General features: G+C 69.3%; 17 protein-coding genes. 7 read left to right on the forward strand and 10 right to left on the reverse strand.

All coding sequences use genetic code 11. The features are described 5' to 3' along the window. Positions 1–387: 387 nt before the first annotated feature. Positions 388–5,616, forward strand: a complete 5,229-nt coding sequence (locus J8M50_RS48990) for a DUF6531 domain-containing protein (protein ID WP_050987213.1) — start codon at positions 388–390, stop codon at positions 5,614–5,616. 7 nt (positions 5,617–5,623) lie between these two features. Beyond that, complete coding sequence (locus J8M50_RS02605; RefSeq protein WP_040836269.1) at positions 5,624–6,133, forward strand: hypothetical protein; 510 nt, start codon at positions 5,624–5,626, stop codon at positions 6,131–6,133. 78 nt (positions 6,134–6,211) lie between these two features. Here J8M50_RS02605 and J8M50_RS02610 read toward each other — a convergent pair whose 3' ends face one another. Further along, positions 6,212–6,454 carry a DUF397 domain-containing protein gene (locus J8M50_RS02610; protein ID WP_010353358.1) on the reverse strand — a complete coding sequence of 81 codons (243 nt, stop codon included), beginning with the start codon at positions 6,452–6,454 and terminating at the stop codon, positions 6,212–6,214. Continuing rightward, entirely contained in the window at positions 6,451–7,278 is an 828-nt protein-coding gene (locus J8M50_RS02615; RefSeq protein WP_029183803.1) for a helix-turn-helix domain-containing protein, read from the reverse strand. Before J8M50_RS02615 ends, J8M50_RS02610 begins: the two co-directional genes overlap by 4 nt. A gap of 112 nt (positions 7,279–7,390) precedes the next feature. Between J8M50_RS02615 and J8M50_RS02620 the strand changes: the two genes are divergently transcribed. Next, a complete protein-coding gene (locus J8M50_RS02620) occupies positions 7,391–7,798 on the forward strand; it encodes an ATP-binding protein (protein ID WP_010353360.1) in 408 nt (135 codons plus the stop codon). Positions 7,799–7,848: 50 nt separating this feature from the next. On the opposite strand, the gene J8M50_RS02625 is transcribed toward J8M50_RS02620, so the two are convergent. Then, a complete protein-coding gene (locus tag J8M50_RS02625) occupies positions 7,849–8,622 on the reverse strand; it encodes an RlpA-like double-psi beta-barrel domain-containing protein (RefSeq protein ID WP_158002794.1) in 774 nt (257 codons plus the stop codon). A 208-nt stretch (positions 8,623–8,830) separates the two neighbouring features. On the opposite strand from J8M50_RS02625, the gene J8M50_RS02630 reads away from it, so the two are divergent. Further along, positions 8,831–9,760, forward strand: a complete 930-nt coding sequence (locus J8M50_RS02630; RefSeq protein ID WP_010353362.1) for an SDR family NAD(P)-dependent oxidoreductase — start codon at positions 8,831–8,833, stop codon at positions 9,758–9,760. Between the two features lie 5 nt (positions 9,761–9,765). Here J8M50_RS02630 and J8M50_RS02635 read toward each other — a convergent pair whose 3' ends face one another. Together J8M50_RS02635 and J8M50_RS02640 are read right to left on the reverse strand one after the other, a co-directional pair. Further along, positions 9,766–10,347, reverse strand: coding sequence for a TerD family protein (locus tag J8M50_RS02635; RefSeq protein WP_010353363.1), 582 nt, complete (start codon positions 10,345–10,347; stop codon positions 9,766–9,768). A gap of 33 nt (positions 10,348–10,380) precedes the next feature. Beyond that, positions 10,381–10,956, reverse strand: a complete 576-nt coding sequence (locus J8M50_RS02640; protein ID WP_010353364.1) for a TerD family protein — start codon at positions 10,954–10,956, stop codon at positions 10,381–10,383. 159 nt (positions 10,957–11,115) lie between these two features. On the opposite strand from J8M50_RS02640, the gene J8M50_RS02645 reads away from it, so the two are divergent. Beyond that, on the forward strand, positions 11,116–12,882 hold the full coding sequence (locus tag J8M50_RS02645; protein WP_050987214.1) for a phosphatidylglycerol lysyltransferase domain-containing protein: 1,767 nt from the start codon (positions 11,116–11,118) through the stop codon (positions 12,880–12,882). Positions 12,883–12,885: 3 nt separating this feature from the next. On the opposite strand, the gene J8M50_RS02650 is transcribed toward J8M50_RS02645, so the two are convergent. Continuing rightward, positions 12,886–13,254: a hypothetical protein gene (locus J8M50_RS02650; RefSeq protein ID WP_010353366.1), complete on the reverse strand. Its 369-nt coding sequence runs from the start codon at positions 13,252–13,254 to the stop codon at positions 12,886–12,888. 120 nt (positions 13,255–13,374) lie between these two features. On the opposite strand from J8M50_RS02650, the gene J8M50_RS02655 reads away from it, so the two are divergent. Then, positions 13,375–14,499, forward strand: coding sequence for a sensor histidine kinase (locus tag J8M50_RS02655; protein WP_010353367.1), 1,125 nt, complete (start codon positions 13,375–13,377; stop codon positions 14,497–14,499). Positions 14,500–14,688: 189 nt separating this feature from the next. On the opposite strand, the gene J8M50_RS02660 is transcribed toward J8M50_RS02655, so the two are convergent. Beyond that, positions 14,689–16,077, reverse strand: a complete 1,389-nt coding sequence (locus J8M50_RS02660; RefSeq protein ID WP_010353368.1) for an AfsR/SARP family transcriptional regulator — start codon at positions 16,075–16,077, stop codon at positions 14,689–14,691. Between the two features lie 83 nt (positions 16,078–16,160). Here J8M50_RS02660 and J8M50_RS02665 point away from each other — a divergent pair, with 83 nt between their 5' ends. Further along, positions 16,161–17,075, forward strand: coding sequence for a macro domain-containing protein (locus tag J8M50_RS02665; protein WP_010353369.1), 915 nt, complete (start codon positions 16,161–16,163; stop codon positions 17,073–17,075). An 86-nt stretch (positions 17,076–17,161) separates the two neighbouring features. Here J8M50_RS02665 and J8M50_RS02670 read toward each other — a convergent pair whose 3' ends face one another. The 3 genes from J8M50_RS02670 to J8M50_RS02680 are packed head-to-tail and all read right to left on the reverse strand — an operon-like array spanning position 17,162 to position 20,192. Then, a complete protein-coding gene (locus J8M50_RS02670) occupies positions 17,162–17,854 on the reverse strand; it encodes a TIR domain-containing protein (RefSeq protein ID WP_029183806.1) in 693 nt (230 codons plus the stop codon). Between the two features lie 2 nt (positions 17,855–17,856). Next, entirely contained in the window at positions 17,857–19,461 is a 1,605-nt protein-coding gene (locus tag J8M50_RS02675; RefSeq protein ID WP_141655575.1) for an AbeC-like domain-containing protein, read from the reverse strand. 20 nt (positions 19,462–19,481) lie between these two features. Next, on the reverse strand, positions 19,482–20,192 hold the full coding sequence (locus tag J8M50_RS02680) for a hypothetical protein (protein WP_010353372.1): 711 nt from the start codon (positions 20,190–20,192) through the stop codon (positions 19,482–19,484). Between the last annotated feature and the right edge of the window lie 39 nt (positions 20,193–20,231).

Raw genomic sequence — 20,231 nt, forward strand, 5'->3', positions numbered from 1 at the left:
AATTGCTCCACTTGAAAGCCCCAAGTGGGAGCAGGAGAAGATTCGACGGCCTACGCTCCGGCCTCCGCCACTCGGCCGAAAAGGTGCGTCTTCGACTGACTCGACGCCATGGGCGTTGACCTCGCAAACCCGGCAGGAAAGCATTCACTCTGGCGTGTCCATGATCGGTCTACTGTCTCGTCACGCCGGGCCCAGGGGGGCCGAGTTGTGAACGTGCGTCGGTTTGGTCTGCTCAGATCGGGAGTTGTTCTCGCCGTGCTGGCGAGCATGATCACGGCCGTGCCTGCTGTAGCAGCTACCGCGACCTCCGCCGGTGACAGATCCTTCACGTCGGCCAAGCCCACCCCTGTGGAACCACAGCACGCGATGTCGCTCTCGCAACGTCGCATGGAAGTCGCGCGCGACCGTGCGACCGGTTCGACCGCGACGAAGGCAGTGTCCCTGCGCGGGGGCCACCCTTCCGAGGCGTCGCTCCGCAAGACCGTCAGCAAAGCCGCCGAGATGCCAGGTCATTCGACGGATACCTCGGAGGCCGTGACCGCCGACACCAGCATGTGGGGCGTACCGGACAACGTGGTGATGGCGGGACCGGCCGGCGATCCGCGGTCCTGGTCCAACACCGAGGTCTCGCCAGGTTCGTTCAACACAGGCGCGGTCATTCCCGGCGAAACATTGACACTGAGCGCGAACATCTGGAACTCGGTCGACGGCTGGGACTCGACGAGCGGGACCTATCTGGACGTGACGTACCAGGTGCACGTCACTTGGGAGCTCTCCGGATGCGGCTCGAACGTCACCATCGACAACGGCCAAGTCGTGACAGCTCACTCGTACTTCACGCGGCTCAACACGAGCAACGGCGGCCCAACGCCGACTCCGCCCCGGGTCTCCACGATGTACACCGTGCCCGCGAATTGCCCCACGGGTGGCACCAGGTACGTCGGTCTCAATGTGGTCGGCACCGTGACGAATTCCGGCGGAACGTCCGGCGGAAGGGCCGTCAACGCCCACACTCTCTCCGCCATAGAGGTCGCACAGGCCTATGGCAGCCAATGCGGCGGCACCGCCTCCGGAGCGGTCCGTCCACAGGCGCTGGACTGCGACCCAGTGAACACCGCAACGGGCGCGTTCACCGAGTCGTTCACCGACGCTACGGTGCCCGCCGCAGGCGTGCCCTTCGCCCTGTCACGCGGCTATTCCTCGAACGACACCACGTCAGGTGCTCTCGGCGCGGGCTGGACCCTGCCCTGGGAGGTCTCCCTGACCGTAGCCGCTGACGGCAACGTCACCGTCCGCGACGAGAACGGGGCCCGGTTCACCTACACGAAGACATCGAGCGGCACGTTCACGACGCCGGTCCTGGCCCGATCGACCCTGACAGCGGTCTCAGGCGGCGGCTACACCTTGACCACGCTGGAGGGCCAGGTCCTCACCTTCACCACCACGGGCCTGCTCGCCAGCCGGAAGGACCGGTCCGGCCAGGGACTGACCTTCACCTACTCCGGCGGCCTGCCGGTGACCATCACGGACCCGGCCGGACGAACGGTGACCCTGTCGTACAGCGGCGGCAAGCTGGCCAAGGCCACCCTGGCGGACGGACGGCATGTCGACTACGGCTACTCCAGTGGCCGACTGTCGACGGTTACCGATCTCGTCGGCGGAACCACGACCTACTCCTACGATGCCGCCGGTCGGCTCTCGAAGATCAACGACCCGCGCGGCCACGACGTCGTAAGCAACGGCTATGACTCCTCGGGCCGGGTCGTCACGCAGACAGACGCCACGGGTTCGGCGAGCACGTTCGCGTACCGGTCCGGGGAAACCGACATCACCGCTTCGGACGGCGGGGTGTGGAGCGACCTGTACGCCGGCAGCCTGCTGACGGCCCGTTACGACCCCTTCGGCAACCGGACCTACTTCGGTTACGACGGCTACGGCAACCGCACCTCCGTCCTCGACCCGCTCGGCGACCACACCACTTACGACTACGACGCGTCGGGCCACCTGATCACTCATGCGACGCCCAGCACGACGGAGAAGTGGACCTATGCCTCCGGAAACGTCGCCAGCCACACCGACGGGCGCGCGAAGAAGACGACGTACAGCTACGACACCGCAGGCCACCTGACCTCGGTCACGGACCCGGCAGGCGGAGTGACGAGCCTGACGTACACCACCACGATGGGCCTCGTCTCCTCGGCAACGACGCCTCGCGGCAAGACCACGTCGTACGGCTATGACACGGCCGGGAACCTCACCTCCGTCACCTCCCCACTGAACGAGCGGACCAGCTACACCTACGACTCCTCGGGTAGACGCCTGACCAGCACCGACCCGCTCGGCCACGCCACCACCTCCACGTACGACGACGCGGACGCCGTCACCTCGATCACCACCGCGCGCGGCAAGAAGACCACGTACGCCTACGACGCGGCGCACAATCTCACCTCAGCCACCGACCCGCTCGGCGCCGTCACGGCCTACGCCTACGACGCGGCCGATCGCATGACTACCGTCACGGGCCCGGGCGGCGAGACCACCTCCCGCGCCTACAACACCGCCGGCCTGGTCGCCTCCGTCACGGACCCGCTGGGCGCCACCACGAAGTACACCTACGACAAGGCCCACCAACTGGTCTCCATGGTCGCCCCGCGCGGCAATGTCTCCGGGGCCAACGCGGCCAACTACACCTGGAAGTACGGCTACAACAGCGCTGGCGAACGAGTCACGGTCACCGATCCGTCTGGGGCCGCCACCGCCACCGCATACGACGCGGACCGCAGACCGGTGACCATCACGGATCCGCTGGGCAGGGCGACCGCGTACACCTACGACGACACCAACAACAACACCAAGATCACCCGCCCCGAAGGCGACAACACCGGCTTCACGTACGACGACACCAACAACAACACCAAGATCACCGGCGGGCGCTCCTACTCCACCGTCTACGGTTACGACGCCGACCACGACCTGGTCTCCGTCACCTCACCGCTCGGCGGAAAGACGACCTACACGGTGGACGACGACGGCCGCCGCCTCACCGCGACCGATCCCCGCGGCAACGTCTCCGGCGCCACCCCGGCTGACTACACGTGGACGTACGCCTACGACGCCGCCGGGAACCCGACCGGCGTCACCGATCCGACCGGCGCCACCGCGCACCGCTCCTACGACGCCGACGGCAACATCACCAGCGCGACCGACGCTCTCGGCAAGGCCACCGCCTACGCCTACGACGCCGCAAGCCGCCTCACCTCGGTCACCGCGCCCGACGCTGGCGTGACCGCGTACACCTACGACTCCTTCGGTGGCATCACCAGCCGTACCGACGCCGACAATCACACCACCCGCTACACCTACGACGTCGCCCACCGCCTGACGAAAACCACCGACCCCCTCAGCCGCAGCGTCTCCCAGGCCTACGACGTGGACGGCAACCCGACCATCACGACCAACGCCCGTGGCCAGACAATCACCACCTCCTACAACGGCAGAGGCCTGCCGACCGGAACGACCTACAGCGACGGCACCACCGCCACCGCCTACACCTACGACGCGGCAGGCCAGGTCACCGGCGTCACCGACGCCACCGGCAGCCGCACCGCGACCTACGACGGCTCGGGCCGACTGCTCACCCTCTCCGTCCCCGGCAGCACCACGCCGTTCACCTACACCTACGACGACGACGGCGACGTGACCGCCCGGACCTACCCGGACGGCACCAAGGCCACCTTCACCTACAACTCCGACGACGAGATCACGGCCCAGACCGCGCACTCGGCCACCGTCAGGCACACGTACGACGCCGCCGGAAACCTGCTCACCACCACACTCCCCACGGCCAACGGATATACAGAGTCGCGCACCTACGACCGGGCCGGACGGCTCGCCACCATCGGATCGGCCAACTCCACTGCCACTCTGACAAGTTGGACCGCCACCCGGGACGTGAACGGCCGGCTCATCACCGTGTCGCCCGTACGGAGCGGCACGACCGCGCCGCCGACCAGTTACGGCTACGACGCCAACGGCCGGCTGCTGTCCGAGTGCACCGCCCCTTCAGGCTCCACCGGCTGCCCCACCGGCTCGTCGAAGAACACCTACACCTACGACAAGGTCGGCAACCGCCTCACCAAGGCGGCCAGCACCTCGGCCGCCACCACCAGCACGTCCTACGCCTACGACGCGGCCGACGAACTGACCTCCAGCACCACCGGCTCCACCACCACGCCCTACAAATACAACGCCGACGGCGCCCAGACCACCGCAGGCGCGAACACCTTCGCCTACAACGCCGCCGGACAGCTCACCACCGCCACCGTCGGCTCTCACGCTTACGCCTACACCTACGACGCCACCGGCAACCGCACCACGACCCGCACCGACGGCACTCTCTCCCGCATCACCCACTGGGATGTCAACAACCCGCTGCCCCAGGTCTCAGACGAGACTAATGGCTCCGGCACGCTGATCGCCGACTACCGCTACGACCCGCTCGGCGAACCCGAGCTGCTCCACACAAGCGCTGGGAACTTCTACGACCACCACGACCTGTCCGGCTCCGTCACCGACCTGACGAGCGCGGCCGGGGTCGACCAGTACACCTACGCGTACGACGCCTACGGCACCACCAAGACAACCGCACTGACCACCAGCGCGCCCGCCAACCCCTTCGCCTACACCGGCCAGTACCAGGACCCCGCAGGCACGGCACTCGGCTATCAGCTCCGGGCCCGCACCTACGACCCGAGCACCGGCCGATTCACCAGCACCGACCCCGCCGGAAGCTCCCTGGCTGAACCGGCCATCTCGGCGTATGCGTACGCCGACGACGACCCGACCACGCTCACTGACCCCTCCGGTGCCTGCCCCGCATGCGTGAGTGCGGCGGTCGGCGGCATCGTCGGAGGCGTCTTCGGCGGCATCAGCTATACCCTCAGCCACCAGAACGACTTCAGCTGGAGCGGCCTCGGCAGGGCCGCCGGAAAGAGCGCGCTCTACGGCATCGGCGCCGGCCTCTTCATGCCCGCCTCGGGCGCCGCTGCTGTGGAATTCCTGGGCCTCGAAGCGGGCACCACCGCGGCCACCGTGACCTCCGCCACGGTAAACGCTGGCGTCGGCGCCGCCTATGCCTGGGCATTCGACACCGCCCTATGCGAACCGGTCACCCCTGGCGACCTGCTGCTCGGTGCTCTTGGCGGCGCGTTCAGCGGACTTGGCCGCGGCGGACTGGGCGAACCGCGTGCCGTGGTCGACGGCACCGGCTACCAGTGGGCGCCGCCGAATGTAGCGACAGACGTCCTTGGCCCCGGTGAGGCCTGGCATCCCAGCCAGGGCATACCTGTCATCGGGCGCCTTCCTGACACAAGCGTTGCCGGTGAGTGGCCGGGCTACAGGAAGCTCATTGCCGACCCCTGGACCCTGGGCAAAAATGACGCATGGATCCAGAGCATCATCAACCACCGCGGCACGGTGTACGTCGGAACCCCCACCTCAGGTACCTATTGGAACGATGAACGCGTGGAACCCACCGTATTCGCTCGCGAGATCCAGCAACTCCTGCAAGCCGGATACCGGTGGAGTGGAGATTACCTTGTCCCGCCGAGAACATGACCATGAAATGAGCGGCCCGCAAGTCAGTCCGTCGCGCTTCAAGGACAGACGATTCAACGGATACCTGAGAGTCAGGATTCCGCACGAACTGGATTCCGAGGTAGGGGATTTCGTCTCCGCATACGCGAGCGGTCCGGATCCGCTCCGGCGGAGGGTTATGGACGGCATGGACCGGCGGGCCGCAGCGGTACTGAGTGCCTATGGTCAGCGCATGGCGTCCGTATCGGTCAGAACCCGTTCCCCCGAACCGTTGCGCCACGGACTCGTCGCCGTAGGCCTGGCAGAGGTGCATCTCGAGGACCCGCACGACAACCTGTTCGCGCTCGCCGCGATCAATGACAGCGCGTCCCTGATCGGCACTCCGCTTCCTGGTCTCATCGCCCAAGTAGCCCACCTTCTCCCGCCGTCCGGCGTGGAGGCGCTGCGTGAGTTCGACCGACGCCAAGACCGCGACAAATCCATCGAATCCATGGGGATCAGACGAACCGGCTCCGGCGAGACCTTCCTCTACCGGTAGGTCCACATCCGGATGCTCATCCGGCTCGACCCCTCCGAGCTCTCGGCTGCCCTGTGGCGCCACCGCTGCTCGACTTCATCAGCTGGCGGTGCTGTGGAGGAACGCGGTCCAGGTGGTGGGGGCGATGGTGAGGTACGGCGCTTCGGGGGTCTTGGAGTCGCGGATGTGGATCGCGGCGGTGTGGGTGGCAACCTCGACGCAGTTGGCGCCCTCGTCGGTGCTGTAGCTCGACTTGACCCAATGGCAGGCGACCTCGACGCAGGCGGCACCATCAGGATTGCTGTAACTCGACTTGACCCACCGAAGTACCGTGTTGCTCATCGCTCTTGCTCTCCAAGCATCTGGTCCAACTGAGCCCTCGTATCGTCGGGGCTGAGGGCCTGTGAACGCAGCATCCCATACCTCTGGGTGAGCACCGCAATGTCTTTCAGATCTGCGATCAGCTGGTTGCCCTTCTGGCTGTCCATGTAGGCGAGCCGGTCGTTGTCGGGCGTCTCCAGCAGGACGAACGGCCCGTCGAGACCAGCGTGCCCCGGCCTGTCCAACGGCAGAATCTGAATGGTGCAGTTGGGCAGATCGCAGCACTCTCGGATGTACCGCAACTGCTCCAGCCAGACTTCTCGCCCTCCGACCGGCATCCGCAGCGCGGGCTCCCAGATCACGAAGGTCGAGATCGGCGGCTCGTCCCGATGCAGGATCCCCCGGCGCTCGGCGCGCTCCGCCACCGCCTCCGCGAACTTCTCCTCGCTGAACGCCGGTAGACGGCACCGGAATATCGCGTGGGCGTACCGGTCCGTCTGGAGCAGGCCAGGGATCACATGCACCTCGAACCAGGAGATGAAGATGGCCCTCATCTCCTCCGTGAGGAACTCGTTCGCCCACAACTCCAGCAGGTCCGCCTCGGGCAGATTCTTGACCAGCCTGGTCAACACCCCACCCGTGTCGAGGAAGTCGTCGAGTTTTTCCGCGATGTCCTGTGGAAGTGGCCGTCTCCCTTGCTCATACGACGACAGGCTGCCCAGACTGATACGGAACGCTTGTGCTAGCGATTCCTGCGTGTACCCGGCCTTGTGCCGGAGGGCGGCCAGCGCGGAACCGACCATCTTGTGTGCCGTGGCATTACGCCGGGGCTTCTTCGCTCCCATGCCGCCCAACTCCCCACCCGTTCGGCGTTTCTCACTGGTGCGGGCCGGTACAAACGCGATGTACCAGCTGCGTCACTGCCACATGATCTCCACCACTCGCAACCCTCGTCCCATGAACGTGGAAACCCACCTCCCCACCACCCGCGAACGCCTCTACTCCCGCTCCCGCCGCTCCATCCCCGCCGCCCGGGACTTCACCCGCACCACCCTGACCACCTGGAACACCCGCGCCCCCCTCGACGACGTCCTCCTGTGCGTCAGCGAACTCACCACGAACGCCCTCCTGTACGGCGTCCCCCCGGGCCGCTTCTTCCTGCTCCGCCTCCGCCCGCACGGAGACGCCGGCGTCAGGGTCGAGGTCCACGACAGTGGTGACGGCACGCTGCCGATCGTCCCCGTGCCGAGGGAGGACGGCGGCCGAGGCCTGCTGCTCGTCGCGACGCTGGCGGACAAGTGGGGCGCGGAGCGCAGGAACCCGGGCAAGGTGGTGTGGTGCGAGTTCGGCACACACCGCCGATAACAAACCGGCCCCGGCCAGTCACCCGGCCGGGGCCAACGTCGAACGGCTGCTCAGAACCCGGGTGCCGCATAGGTCAGGCCGTAGCTCCAGTTCGCGGGGATGACGTTCGTGGCGGTCACGGTGCGGTTGTGGGTGTCGGTCACCCTGAAGCTGAGGGACTGGCCCCTGAGGGATTCCAACGACTGCCAGTTCGCACCCCAGTTACGCGTCATCGGCAACCAGCTGGTCCTACTGCCCTTGATCAACACCTGCTTGGTACCCCATCGCGAGTTGGAGTCGACGAGGACCAGGTTGAAGAAGTCACGTCCATTCATCGTGAACTTGAGTGGCGTATTCCTGTCGGTGTCCGCTTCGCTGTACTCGATGGGCGCGATGCCCGCCGAGATTTTCGCGATCTTCTCGAAGGCCGGCTGAGAGAGGTCGAAGTGTTGACGCGGCGGGTTGCACCACCCCCCATTGTTAGAGGGGAGCGCCCAGTTCGGGGGACAGAGGTTGGTGACCGTCACCGTGACCTCAGCTCCCGGAATGCAGTACGAGCTGCGGCTCTCCGCACATCGGACCTTGTACCGAGCCCCGCAGGCCGCGCCGTCATTGAAGAGAGCCGTGCTGACCGCCGTACTCATGATGCCGATGCCACGGTCGTACAGGTTGCCGTAGCCGCAGGCACCCCCCATGGTCCCCGAGGCGTCGGCGCCGCCGTAGAACGTCGCGGTAGCGGAATTCCACCCCGCATCCCTACCCGCCGCCGACGGAGCAAGCGCCACGCAGGCCAGCAAAGCCGAACCGACCAGAGCAACGCGCCGAAAACTCTTCACCGCAGACACCGTCCCAACGATCCGTGAGCAAAGCCGGGGGAATTCGAGCACGGGACACCCCCCGCGAATCCTCCCTACGCACCGATCCCCTCGGTCGGACCCACCCAATTCACCCCGTCGGCACAGCCCCGGCGCATGTCGGAAGTCTGTCGGCGGTCTGTCGGCGGCGGATGCGAGCTTGGTCGGAGCCACCCCCGACCACAAGGAGCCCGCCACCATGTCTTCCCAGCGCCCCCCATGGGACGTCCACCGCCTGCCGCCCGCCGAGGGCAAGACCTTCCTCGTCACCGGAGGCAACGCCGGGATCGGCTACTTCGTCGCGGAGCAGCTCGCCGGCACCGGTGCCGTCGTCGTCCTCGGCAGCCGGGACGGTACGAAGGCCGACGCCGCCATGACCTCGATCCGCTCCCACGTCCCCGGCGCGCACGTACGGCACCTCCGGCTCGACCTCGCCGACCTGTCGTCATTGAACGGGCTGGACCTCGATCGACTCGACGCGGTGGTCCACAACGCGGGGATCGCGCTCGACGACCCACCGCGCCAAGAGACCGCGGACGGCCACGAGTTGATGTTCGCCACCAACCACCTCGGCCACTTCGCGCTCACCCAGCGACTGGCCCCCCTGCTGTCCGCCTCGGCGGGCCGCGTCGTGACGGTGGGCAGCTTCGCCGCGCGGTCCGAGCGGCTGGACCTGGACGATCTCCAGTCGGCCCGGGACTACCGGCCCAAGCGCACCTACGGCCGGTCGAAGCTGGCGCAGATGTCCTTCGGCTTCGAACTCGACCGCCGTCTGCGGGCCGTCGGCAGCACGGCGCTCAGCGTGGTGGCGCACCCCGGCGGCGCGCTGGACGCCCTCACCCCGTCCCGCCCGCCGGTCAGCGTGACCACTCCCGGCGAGCGGCTGCGCGCGTTGCCCGCCGGGCTGCTGGTGCAGGGCAAGGACGCGGGGGCGTGGCCGGTCGTCCGTGCCGTCCTCGATCCGCGGGTGCGGGGAGGGCAGTTGTGGGGTCCGAGGGTCTTCGGCCTGCGCGGCACACCACGGCGCGAGCCCGTCCCCTCCCACATGGCCGACCCGTCCGTCGCCGCTCAACTGTGGGCCGCCAGCGGCGAGTTGACCGGCTGCGATCCGCATCTCGGCTTCCGGTAGACGCGTCACAGATGACGGTCGATGGCGGGCAGCAGGTACTGGAACGTCGCCCCGGAGGCGGGTTCGCCGAGGGCGGCCAGCTGCCAGCCGGCGTCCGTGCGGGAGAACTTGGCCATGATCTGCGCGGTGTGGGAGCCCCCGCCGGAGAGCGTGTAGCGGGCGAGTTCCGCGCCGGTGTTCTCGTCGACGAGGCGGCAGTACGCGTTGTCCACCTCGTCGAAGGTCACCCCGGTGAAGGAGTTGACGGTGAAGACGATCTGGTCCACCTCGGACAGCAGCCGCGTGAAGTCGACGGTGATGGCCTCGTCGTCCCCGGTCCCCTCCCCGCCCGTGCGGTTGTCGCCGGAGTGCTTGACCGCGCCGAAGGTGGAGACGAGGTGCTGGAAGAAGACGACCTCCACGACGGTCCGGCCCGAGTAGAGGACCGCGGACGCGTCGAGGTCGATCTCGGCGGGACCCATCAGCTTCCCGAAGAACCCCTTGCGGGGCCGCGCCTGCCAGCCCAGGCCCATGCGTACGCAGGTGAGGGGGGTGGTGTCGGACTTGGCCAGGCTGATGGTCTGGCCCTTGGTGAGGGTGATGGACATGAGGAACTCCCGGAGCAGATAGAGAACAAGAGGTCAGACGTCGACGCCGAAGTCCTGGGCGATCCCGCCCAGACCGGACGCGTAGCCCTGGCCGACGGCGCGGAACTTCCACTCCGCGCCGTGCCGGTACAGCTCGCCGAAGACCATCGCGGTCTCGGACGCGGCGTCCTCGCTGAGGTCGTAGCGGGCGATCTCGGCCCCGCCCGCCTGGTTCACGACCCGGATGTAGGCCTGGCGCACCTGCCCGAAGCTCTGCGCGCGGGCGGCGGCGTCGTGGATGGAGACGGGGAAGACGATCTTCGCGACCTCGGCGGGGACGGCGGCGAGGTTCACCTCGATGACCTCGTCGTCGCCGTCGCCCTCACCGGTCAGGTTGTCGCCGGTGTGCACGACGGAGCCGTCCGGGCTCTTGAGGTTGTTGTAGAAGACGAAGTGCGCGTTGGACAGGACCCTGCCGTTCTCGCCGCACAGCAGCGCGCTCGCGTCGAGGTCGTAGTCGGCGCCCGTGGTGGTGCGGACGTCCCAGCCGAGGGCGACGCGTACGGCCGTCAGCCCCGGCGCCTCCTTGCTCAGCGAGACGTTGCCGCCCTTGGACAGCGAAACACTCATGACGTTCTCCTTGCCGGTGGGGGTGTGTGTCTCCAACCTCGCCGACGCCCCGGTCCGCCGGTATCCGGCAGGTGGCCGGTCATCCCCCGCCACCCGGCGGGGTACGTGCCCCCGGTTGCCGGATGCCGATTGCTCCGGACTTTCGCGAATGTCGTAGACGTGACCGCACAGACCACCCCGCCCACGACAACCGTGAAACCGCCCCGATACCGCCGGGCGGCAGCCTCGGCCGCCGTCTGGTACCTGCGTGCCATGGCCCTGCTCAACGTCCTGGCGGTGCTCTCCGTCCCCCTGCACGACCGGCTGCGGCGGTACGACGAGGGCGAGTACTTCACCCCGTACCTGCTCACCGCCGGCCTGGTGTCGGCGATCCTCGCGCTGTGGCTGGCCGTGGCGATGCGCAGGCGCAAGCGTGCGGCGTGGATCGTCAACACGGTCCTGGCCGCGCTGACCCTGACGGGGATGGCCCTCTTCCTGTTCGTGCCCGACGAGGACGTCGACTTCGGCCACCACTGGATGAACTGGGCCTCCGCCGCGCTCACCGCCCTCTTCCTGCTGGCCCTGATCGTGGGGCGCCGGGAGTTCACGTCGAAGGGCGACCGCTCCAACCCCCGGACGGCGCTCGCGACCCTGGCCGGCGGCTTGGTCCTCGGCAGCGCGCTGGGCGTGGCGCTGGTGGGGGCGACCGGCACCGCCACGGGAGCGAGCCTGTCCGACCGGCTCGGCTACGTCCTGGCCCGCTTCGTCACCCTGGATCCCACCGAGAAGGCATCCCGCCTCATCGAGGTCCCCGGCTGGGTCGACGGCACCCTCAACGTGACGGCGGCCCTGCTGTTCCTGAGCGTCCTGTACGTGGCGTTCCGCAGCCCGAGGGGCCGGGTGGTGCTCACCGAGGACGACGAGAACCGGCTGCGCGCCCTCCTGGACCGGCACGGCGAGCGCGATTCCCTGGGCTACTTCGCCCTGCGCCGCGACAAGGCGGCCGTCTTCTCCCCGAGCGGGAAAGCGGCGGTGACCTACCGCGTGGTCGGCGGTGTCTCCCTGGCCTCCGGCGACCCCGTCGGAGACCCCGAGGCGTGGCCGGGCGCGATCGACGCCTGGCTGGCCGAGGCCCGTGAACACGCGTGGGTCCCGGCCGTCATGGGGGCCTCCGAGGAAGCGGGCGTGATCTACGCACGGCACGGTCTGAACGCCCTCGAACTGGGCGACGAGGCCGTCGTCGAGGTCGCGGACTTCACCCTCGAAGGGCGCGCGATGCGCGGGGTCAGGCAGGCGTACAACCGGGTCGAGCGCGCCGGATACACCGTGCGTATCCGCCGCCACGAGGACATCCCCGAGCCGGAGACGGCCCGCCTGGTGGCCGACGCCGACCGCTGGCGCGACGGGGCGACCGAGCGCGGGTTCTCGATGGCGCTCGGCAGACTCGGCGCACCGGACGACGGGCGCTGCGTGATGGTCGAGTGCCACGACGCGGACGGCGAACTGCGCGCGCTGCTCAGCTTCGTCCCCTGGGGGCGCGAAGGGCTCTCCCTCGACCTGATGCGCCGGGACCGCGCCGGCGACAACGGGCTCATGGAGTTCATGGTCATCGGACTCCTGCGGCGGGCCGACGAGGTGGGCCTCGCCCGGGTCTCGCTGAACTTCGCGATGTTCCGGTCGGTCTTCGAGCGCGGGGACCGGCTCGGCGCCGGGCCCGTGCTGCGGCTGTGGCGCGCCGTCCTCGGGTTCTTCTCCCGCTGGTGGCAGATCGAGTCGCTGTACCGGGCCAACGCCAAGTACCGGCCGATCTGGGAGCCCCGCTACATCCTCTTCCAGAAGAGCGGCGAACTGCTGCGGATCGCACTGGCCTGCGGCCGGGCGGAGGGCTTCGTGACGACGCCGGGCCTGCCCGCCCTCTTCCGCAGGAGGTCGCGGGCCGCGAGGTGACGCCTACTTGATGACGGCGTTGGCCGCCACGACCGCAAGCCCGAGCAGCGCGTCCGCCACCCCGATCGTCCAGGCGGACAGCCACGTGCGCCCGGCGGCGCGGGCCGCGAGCAGACCCCACGCGAACAGCAGCACCACGTTCACGGCGAAGGCCACGTACTCGACCCCCTCCGAGGGCCACCACCCCCACCCCGCGCCGAGCAGCAGGACGACCGTCGGCACGGCCGACGCGACGGCCGTGATCAGGAGCCACTGGGCGCTGCTGAGCCGCTCGCCGGTCTTCGAGCTGCTGACCAGGAAGGACGAGGCGCGGGCGAGCCCACCGTACGTGAGCCCCCCCGACCGGCGGGATCTCCCCCGCCAGGTGGCCACCCTTCCCGGCGTACCCGGTCACCGGGTGACGTACCGGACGTACCGTCGGCAGCGGAAGAGACGGGTGAGAGGAGAAACGACAGTGGACGACATGCAGGTGCCGGCGGGGAACGGTCGGCGATGAACACGGGCCGGGCGCTGTGGCGGCGTGTGCCGCGTCCCGCCCTCGACGCGGGCCTCGCCGTGCTCGCCGCGCTCGACGCGTGGGGCAACCTGCACGACGAGGCGACGCCGTTCATGTGGGCGTGTGCCGCCCTGGGCTGCGCGGGGCTGCTGCTGCGCCGGTACATCCCGCTGGCCGTCGTCCTGCTGACCCTGCCCATGACCCTGTTCCTGGACGTGGCGGTCGCGCCGCTCGCCGCCCTGTACACGCTGGCCACGCGCACCCGCAACCGCCCGCTGCTGGTCGGCTGCGCCCTGCTGAGCACGGCGGCGGGCACCCTCGTGTGGCCGTTGTCCGAGTCGTTCTCCGGCGACCGGACCTGGACGCTCGTCCAGTCCGTCTACACGCTGGCCACGTCCTTCGCCCCGGTCCTCGTCGGCCAGCTCGTCCAGGCCAGGCACGACCTGCGCCGACAGCTCGTCGAGATCGAGGACGCCCGCGAACACGAGCGCGCGCTGTACGCGCAGAACGTCCTCGCCCGGGAACGCGCCCAGCTGGCCCGCGAGATGCACGACGTCGTCTCGCACCAGGTCAGCCTCATCGCCGTACAGGCGGCGGCCCTCCAGGTCGCCGCCCACGACCCCCGGCAGGCCGGTGACGGCGCCCGTGCGATCCGCACGCTGAGCGTGAACACCCTCGACGAACTCCGCCACATGGTCACCCTGCTGCGCGCCTCCAGCGGCAAGGAGACCGAGCTCTCCCCCCAGCCCACCCTCGCCGACCTGCAACGGCTGATCGCGGGCAGCGGCATCGAAACCACCCTGACCGGCGAACTCCCGCCCGGCATCAGCACGACCGCCCAGCGCACGATCTACCGGACGGTCCAGGAGGCCCTCACGAACGTCCGCAAGCACGCCCCGGGCGCCCGCGCCGACATCCACCTCTGGCACGACCCGCACCACTTCGGCGTCACCGTCACCAACACCGCCCCCACCCGCCCCACCGTCCCCCTCCCCAGCGCCTGCCACGGCCTGATCGGCCTGCGGGAACGCGCCGAACTCCTCGACGGCACCCTCACCGCCGGCCCCACCCTCCCGGCCGGCTACCGCATCGCGCTGCGGGCCCCCACACCGTCCTCGTGACCGGAATCGGTTCGGAAGCGGAGGGCGGGTGCCCCCGGAAGCGGCGGACGCGGTGCAGTGGAACCCGGTGAGGCCGGGCGGCGGTGGCGGACCGCGTGACCGGTGGGACGATGCCGCGGGGAGCCCAGGATGCGGAGGAACCCACCGGCTCGGGGGGCGGGAACCAACACCCGCCGCCCGGTCTCACCTTCAGCCGGCGAGAGTCGGCCCGTCCGGCACCAACTCCTGGAACCGTCTCTCGACCAGCGAGAGATCGGTCCGAGCCAGGTCCTCCGGCCGCACCACGATGCGGAGTTCGGGCGTGAGCGCGGGATAGCGGCGGCACGCGTCGATGAACGAGTCGACGATCAGCCCCACAAGCTGTCCCCGGTCGAGATCGGTGACCCGCGCGAGCCCGGACCCGATGAGCGGAACGGCAACCGGCTTGAACAGCCCGTGCACCGCGACCGACGCCCACAGACTCTCCAGGCTGACACGCAGATCGTCATGCCCGGAGTGGGCCACCAGGTCATTGCCGATCCGCGAGTACGCCGTCGCGAACACCCGCCGTCCACCGTCCACAGGGACGACAACGGTGGTACCCACCGGATACCGCACGCGCCGCCCACGGGGTTTGGCCCGCGCGCTCTCAGTCGCAACGGCCCGAACCGTACGCAGCCCGGACCTGAGCTTCTCGTCCAGAAGCCGCCGCTCCCCGGCGAACAGCCGGTCCACGAGCTGACTCTGCACACTCTCACTGCTGATGACGATCGACTGATCGGACTCGGTGTCGAAGGTGTCCGTGAACCCGACCACCAGGTTGGAGTCGGTCTGCTCGAACAAGTCCCCCCGAACCAGCACGACATCGGCCCGCTGCCCAGGCAACGGCACCCGGTGACGCATGAGTTCGGCACCGTGCCGAGCACGCAGCGCGGCCCGCAGAGCGTCCAGGGTGCGCGCGGCCTCGGAGTCGTCGGGATGGTCCCGGACGATCAACTCGGCAACCGGCAGGGCGAGTTCAGGATGCCCCAAGTCGGCCTGGACACTCACGAGTTCACGCCGAGCGGCATCCCGCAGAGCGGCGAGACGGCGGATGAACGGCTCCGCGAACCCCTCGCCGTCGACCTCGGCCAGCGGACGCCCGTAGAGCAGGGACAACGCCTCGTCGAGCCGATGCGCGGCGGTCGCGGGCGGATCGAGCAGGGCCGCGCGGACGACGTCGACGAACCGCGCACTGTCCAACTCCCCGGCCCGCAGCACCAGTCGGTACGCCGACTCCGTCCCGTGCACGGTGACATGCTGCTCGGTGCGCAGGACGCGCGCGCCGGTGCCGTCCTGCCGGGGATCGAGCGCGCGCCGCAGCTCCAGCACCCGCTTCTGCACCTCGTTGCGGTTGCGCTGGGCCAGATGGCGCGGCTCGTCGGCCAACCCCCATACGTCACGCCGCAGTTGCCGTACCGGAACGGCCTCGCCCTCGGCGGCCACCAGACGGACCAGCAGCCGGGTGGTCAGCGGCGTCAACCGCACCGCGACACCGTCGACTTCGAGCCGGACCGGCCCCAACACCTTCACTTGGATGTGCGTCTGTGCATCGGCCACCCGCGTCGCCCCCGCCGCATCTGCGCGCCACTCTGCGTAACTCTCAAGTGACTGGCAGATTATCACGATGCCTTGGAGGAGCGATGTGTTCGGGTGATTCCGGTGGACTCGGTACGCCACGGCTGCTACGGCGGCTGTACGGCACCCGCCGCGCCCGGCAGGTCTTCGTCCGGAACGCGGCTGTCGCGTTCGGCGGCGTGTCGGCGGTGCTCCAGTTCGCCGGCCAGTTCTTCCCCGGCGGCCTGCCCGACGCCGGCGTCGTCAGCGTGGTGTCGGTGGGCGCCTGCCTGGTGTGGGGGCTCGGCGCGGCCCGGCCGGTGAAGCAGGTACGGCAGGAGTTCCGGCGGCCGGACATGACGGTGGTGGTCGAGGCGGGCGACGTCTTCGACCAGGACGCGCACCTGGTCGTCGGATTCTGCGACACCTTCGACACCGAGCCGGAGGCGTCCGTCGTCATCAACGGCGCCAGCGTGCAGGCCCAGTTGCTGGCCCGGTGCTACGACGGCGACGTACGGCGGCTGGACGCCGAACTGGACGCGGCGCTCGCCCCCTTCACCCCGGTCGCGCGCGAGGAGCGGGCCCGCAAGCCGCTCGGCAAACTGGACCGGTACCCGGTCGGGACGGTCGCGGTGCTCGGCGCCCGGCCCCGGCTGGTGTTCGCCGTCGCGTACAGCCGGATCGGCAACGACTACGTGGCCGCCTCCAGCGTCGAGGACCTCTCGGCCGGGCTGACCCGGCTGTGGGAGGCGCTGCGCGGCCACGCCCAACTGGAGTGTGTGGCCATGCCGTTGGTGGGCTCGGGGCTGGCCCGGCTCGGCCATCTCGACCAGGACAGCCTGCTGCGGCTGCTGCTGATGTCCTTCGTCGCCCGCTCCCGGGAGGGCGCGATCTGCCGCGAACTGCGGGTGATCGTACGGCCGTCGGACCTGGAGCGGATCGACATGCGGGAGCTGGGCGCCTTCCTGCGCAACCTCGCGTCGGGGCCGGCAGCGGTGTGAGGGCGAGGCAATGTGAGGGCGAGCGTCCCCACCGCGCCCGCCCCCACACCCGCCGCCGTCTCAACTCACCCCGTACAGGCGGCCGTTCAGGCAACCCGCCGATAGGCCGACAGGTTCTCGAAGCGCGAGGTGTCGAGCCAGTCGCCCCGGGAGTCGTCCAGCTGGCACTCGGCCACCTTCAACCGCGCGACGATCTTCCTGAGGGACTCCTCCGAACCGTCGAACCGGATGACGTTGCGCCCCGCGGTGTCGGCGGGCTGCCGCAGCCGGCCCACCTCGACGATCACGGTCCGCTCGGGATAGGCCATCAGCACCATGCCCAGCTCGATCAGCACGTTCTGCCGTGGCTGGCCGGTGAGTTGGGTCTCGTCGGCACTCTCCCGGTCACCCAGCAACTGGGGGTGCAGCTTGGCGATGTCGTCCGGCGTGAGCAGCACCAGCGCCGCCTGCGCCTGGGACGGCGCGTGCGCGACGACCTCGCCGAGGAAGGGCGAGGCCTTGCCGGTGGCGCGCACCAACTGCTCCCATTCCAGGGGCTTCAGGTCCAGCCGGCGCAGCAGCTCGAACATCGCCGAGCGCACCTCCTCGTCGCGGCCGTGCACGACGAAGACGCTGCGGGCACGGACGTCGTCGGAGGGAAACGTGGGTGTCCCCGACGCCTGCGCCCGCTCCTCGACGGCGGGTGCCGCCGGTGCTTCGTTGTAGTTGTAGCCGAACCGCTTGTTGCCGCTGGTGGTGACGACCTGGTTGTTGTCGCCGAACTTGTAGTGCTCGGTCATGGTCACTGCCCCCCTCGATCGCCGGACGAACCGGACGGACCGCCGCCGGCTTCGTGGTACTCGTAGCCGAAGTCACGGTTGTTGTCGCCCGTGATCACCTGGTTCTTGTCCCCCATCAGGATGTTGGTCTGCGCCCGGTCGTGCTCGGCGAGATCGACCTTCTTCTCCGCCAGGAACGCCCGGATGTTCTGGAGCGTGCGGCGCTGCACGATCTGCATGTACTTGATCGCGTCGGTCTTCTGGAAGAAGTGGTGGTAGACGTCGCTGGTGGCCATCTCCCGGACGCTGGTCAGCGCACCGCAGTCGACCGCCTTGGTCACGTAACGGCCCAGCTGGAACTCGCTGTTGTCGACCGAGACGAGCTTCACCTCGGCGCCGGCGACGCTGGCGCGGCTGCGTCCGGGGCGCAGCAGCCGCCGTACCGCCGCCGGCAGGAACCGCTGCGGGACCAGGTACAGCGGCCACAGCGGCAGCACCAGGGCGCGCATCGGCACGGCCTTGACCATGCCCCACGCGACCCGCACGGCCAGCCGGCCGTCGAAGGTGTCGGGCAGCCGGTCGGCGAGGTGGAAGTCCCCCACCAGCGGCCCGAGTACGTAGGTGTAGAACTCGGTGTGCAGGGTGTCGCCCTTGAGGTCGAACCCGACGAAGATCGAGGTCACCAGCTCCTCGTTCCACGAACCGACCCGCACGCACAGGTATTCGCGGGCGGAGTCGTAGTCCTCCCGCCAGCGGATGCCGGGCAGGTCGTCCCTGCCGGGCAGCTGGGACCAACCGGGCCCGCGCGTACGGTCGTTGGTGCGGATCGCGGTGGTGAAGCGGCGCTGCTCGACGGTCAGGCCCTCGATGCGCTCGTCCTCGCGTGCCTCCTCGCGCAGCTCCGCCCGCATCCGGGTGGCCACGTAGTCGGTGATCTCGCGGACGGTGAACGGGACGGGGGTCTCACGCGCCGCCAGGTCCACGGTGGCGCCGCCGCCCTTCCGGGTGTCGATCTCCTTCTTCCGCGCACCGAGCAGGAGTTGGGCGTTGGACCACTCGCGCATGAGCTCACCGGCGCCGACGAACGGCCGGAAGCCGCCGTAGAAGACGATGCCGCTGCTGCTGGACTGCTCCTGGTCGATCTTGTGGACGACGGCGTCGGTGAGGGCCCGGTTGGCGGGGTAGGCGCCGTCGAAACCGCCGTCGGGGCGGGTCTCCTTGAGCCGGGTCATCAGGATGTGCAGGGTCGCGATGCGCCGCAGATAGGCGGCGCCCCACACCACCCACACCAGGAACAGCACGGCCGTGAGGCCGCTGAGCGTGCCCTGGACCAGCAGCCACCAGATCACGACGGCCGAGCCGAGACCCACGGCCCACTGGAGGCGGTGCAGCCGGCGGGCGGCGAGCGCGTGGGCGAGGACCGACACGGCGTCGTAGCCGTACGACGGCGCCACGACCCGGGGGTAGTACCGCAGCAACTCCCGGATGACCGCGCGGCGGTAGCCGACGTCGAGGTAAGTGCCCGCGGACAGCAGGCGGGTGGCCTTGGTGCGCGCGTGCGCGCGGGGGGCCTGCGGTGGTTGGTGCCCCGGGTCCGGTGGACGGGGATGGATCACCTGCGTGGTCACGACGGACTCCTGCCGGATGGTCAACTGATCTGATTGCCCGAGGACTTGACGATCTCTCCACCGCTGACGGTGTAGACCTTGTCGTACGTCTTCGTCGTGCCGTCCGTCTGGCGGGCGACGAGCGTCAGATGTACGTCGGCGCCCTGCACGGAGGTGACGGTGATGGTGTCCGACTGGGTGGTGGCGAAGCCCGCGACGAACGCGTCGTAGTCGGGGTCGAGGTTCTTGCCGCCGAGGGACCAGGCGGTCGAGTAGTCACCGTTGTTGATGGCCGCGAAGTAGGCGGTGACGACGGCCTCGGGGCCGGACGGGGACGGCGAGGGGGTCGGGGTGGCGCTCTCCACGTAGGCGGAGGCGGAATCGGACGGCGTGACGCTCTCCTCGTAGGAGTAGGAGGGAGCAGTGGCCGTCTCCGACTCCGAGGCACCCGACCACCCCCACGAGCCGGCGGAGGTGTCGGCCGGGGACGACGACTCCGACGTACCCGGCCACCCCGACGAGCCGCTCCAAGTGCTGCCGGACCGGGCGGAGTTGTCGTCACTGCCGCCCGACAGACTCCCGGCCAGCGTCAGGAGCAGCACGAGCACCAGCGGTACGCCGACGACGGCGAGCCCCCAGGTGCGGGCGGGCCCGGCCGGGGGGACGAGCCCCACACCGTGGTAGGCCGCCGGCGCGACGGGAAAGCCGTCCCCGGGATTCTTCGGGGACGGTGGCGGTCCTGGGTCGTTCATGGGTACTCCAACATTCACGACCCGTGAGACGCACGAGTC

Origin of the sequence: Streptomyces acidiscabies (assembly GCF_020010905.1) — a bacterium.
Lineage (GTDB): Bacteria > Actinomycetota > Actinomycetes > Streptomycetales > Streptomycetaceae > Streptomyces > Streptomyces acidiscabies.

What these genes read in the sequence shown, in the direction of transcription:
- J8M50_RS02630 (WP_010353362.1), top strand. Translation starts at nt 8,831, where the DNA reads ATGTCTTCCCAGCGCCCCCCATGGGACGTCCACCGCCTGCCGCCCGCC.
- J8M50_RS02680 (WP_010353372.1), bottom strand. Translation starts at nt 20,192, where the DNA reads ATGAACGACCCAGGACCGCCACCGTCCCCGAAGAATCCCGGGGACGGC.
- J8M50_RS02670 (WP_029183806.1), bottom strand. Translation starts at nt 17,854, where the DNA reads ATGACCGAGCACTACAAGTTCGGCGACAACAACCAGGTCGTCACCACC.
- J8M50_RS02615 (WP_029183803.1), bottom strand. Translation starts at nt 7,278, where the DNA reads ATGGGAGCGAAGAAGCCCCGGCGTAATGCCACGGCACACAAGATGGTC.
- J8M50_RS02640 (WP_010353364.1), bottom strand. Translation starts at nt 10,956, where the DNA reads ATGAGTGTTTCGCTGTCCAAGGGCGGCAACGTCTCGCTGAGCAAGGAG.
- J8M50_RS48990 (WP_050987213.1), top strand. Translation starts at nt 388, where the DNA reads ATGGAAGTCGCGCGCGACCGTGCGACCGGTTCGACCGCGACGAAGGCA.
- J8M50_RS02605 (WP_040836269.1), top strand. Translation starts at nt 5,624, where the DNA reads ATGAGCGGCCCGCAAGTCAGTCCGTCGCGCTTCAAGGACAGACGATTC.
- J8M50_RS02610 (WP_010353358.1), bottom strand. Translation starts at nt 6,454, where the DNA reads ATGAGCAACACGGTACTTCGGTGGGTCAAGTCGAGTTACAGCAATCCT.
- J8M50_RS02655 (WP_010353367.1), top strand. Translation starts at nt 13,375, where the DNA reads ATGAACACGGGCCGGGCGCTGTGGCGGCGTGTGCCGCGTCCCGCCCTC.
- J8M50_RS02665 (WP_010353369.1), top strand. Translation starts at nt 16,161, where the DNA reads ATGTGTTCGGGTGATTCCGGTGGACTCGGTACGCCACGGCTGCTACGG.
- J8M50_RS02635 (WP_010353363.1), bottom strand. Translation starts at nt 10,347, where the DNA reads ATGTCCATCACCCTCACCAAGGGCCAGACCATCAGCCTGGCCAAGTCC.
- J8M50_RS02620 (WP_010353360.1), top strand. Translation starts at nt 7,391, where the DNA reads ATGAACGTGGAAACCCACCTCCCCACCACCCGCGAACGCCTCTACTCC.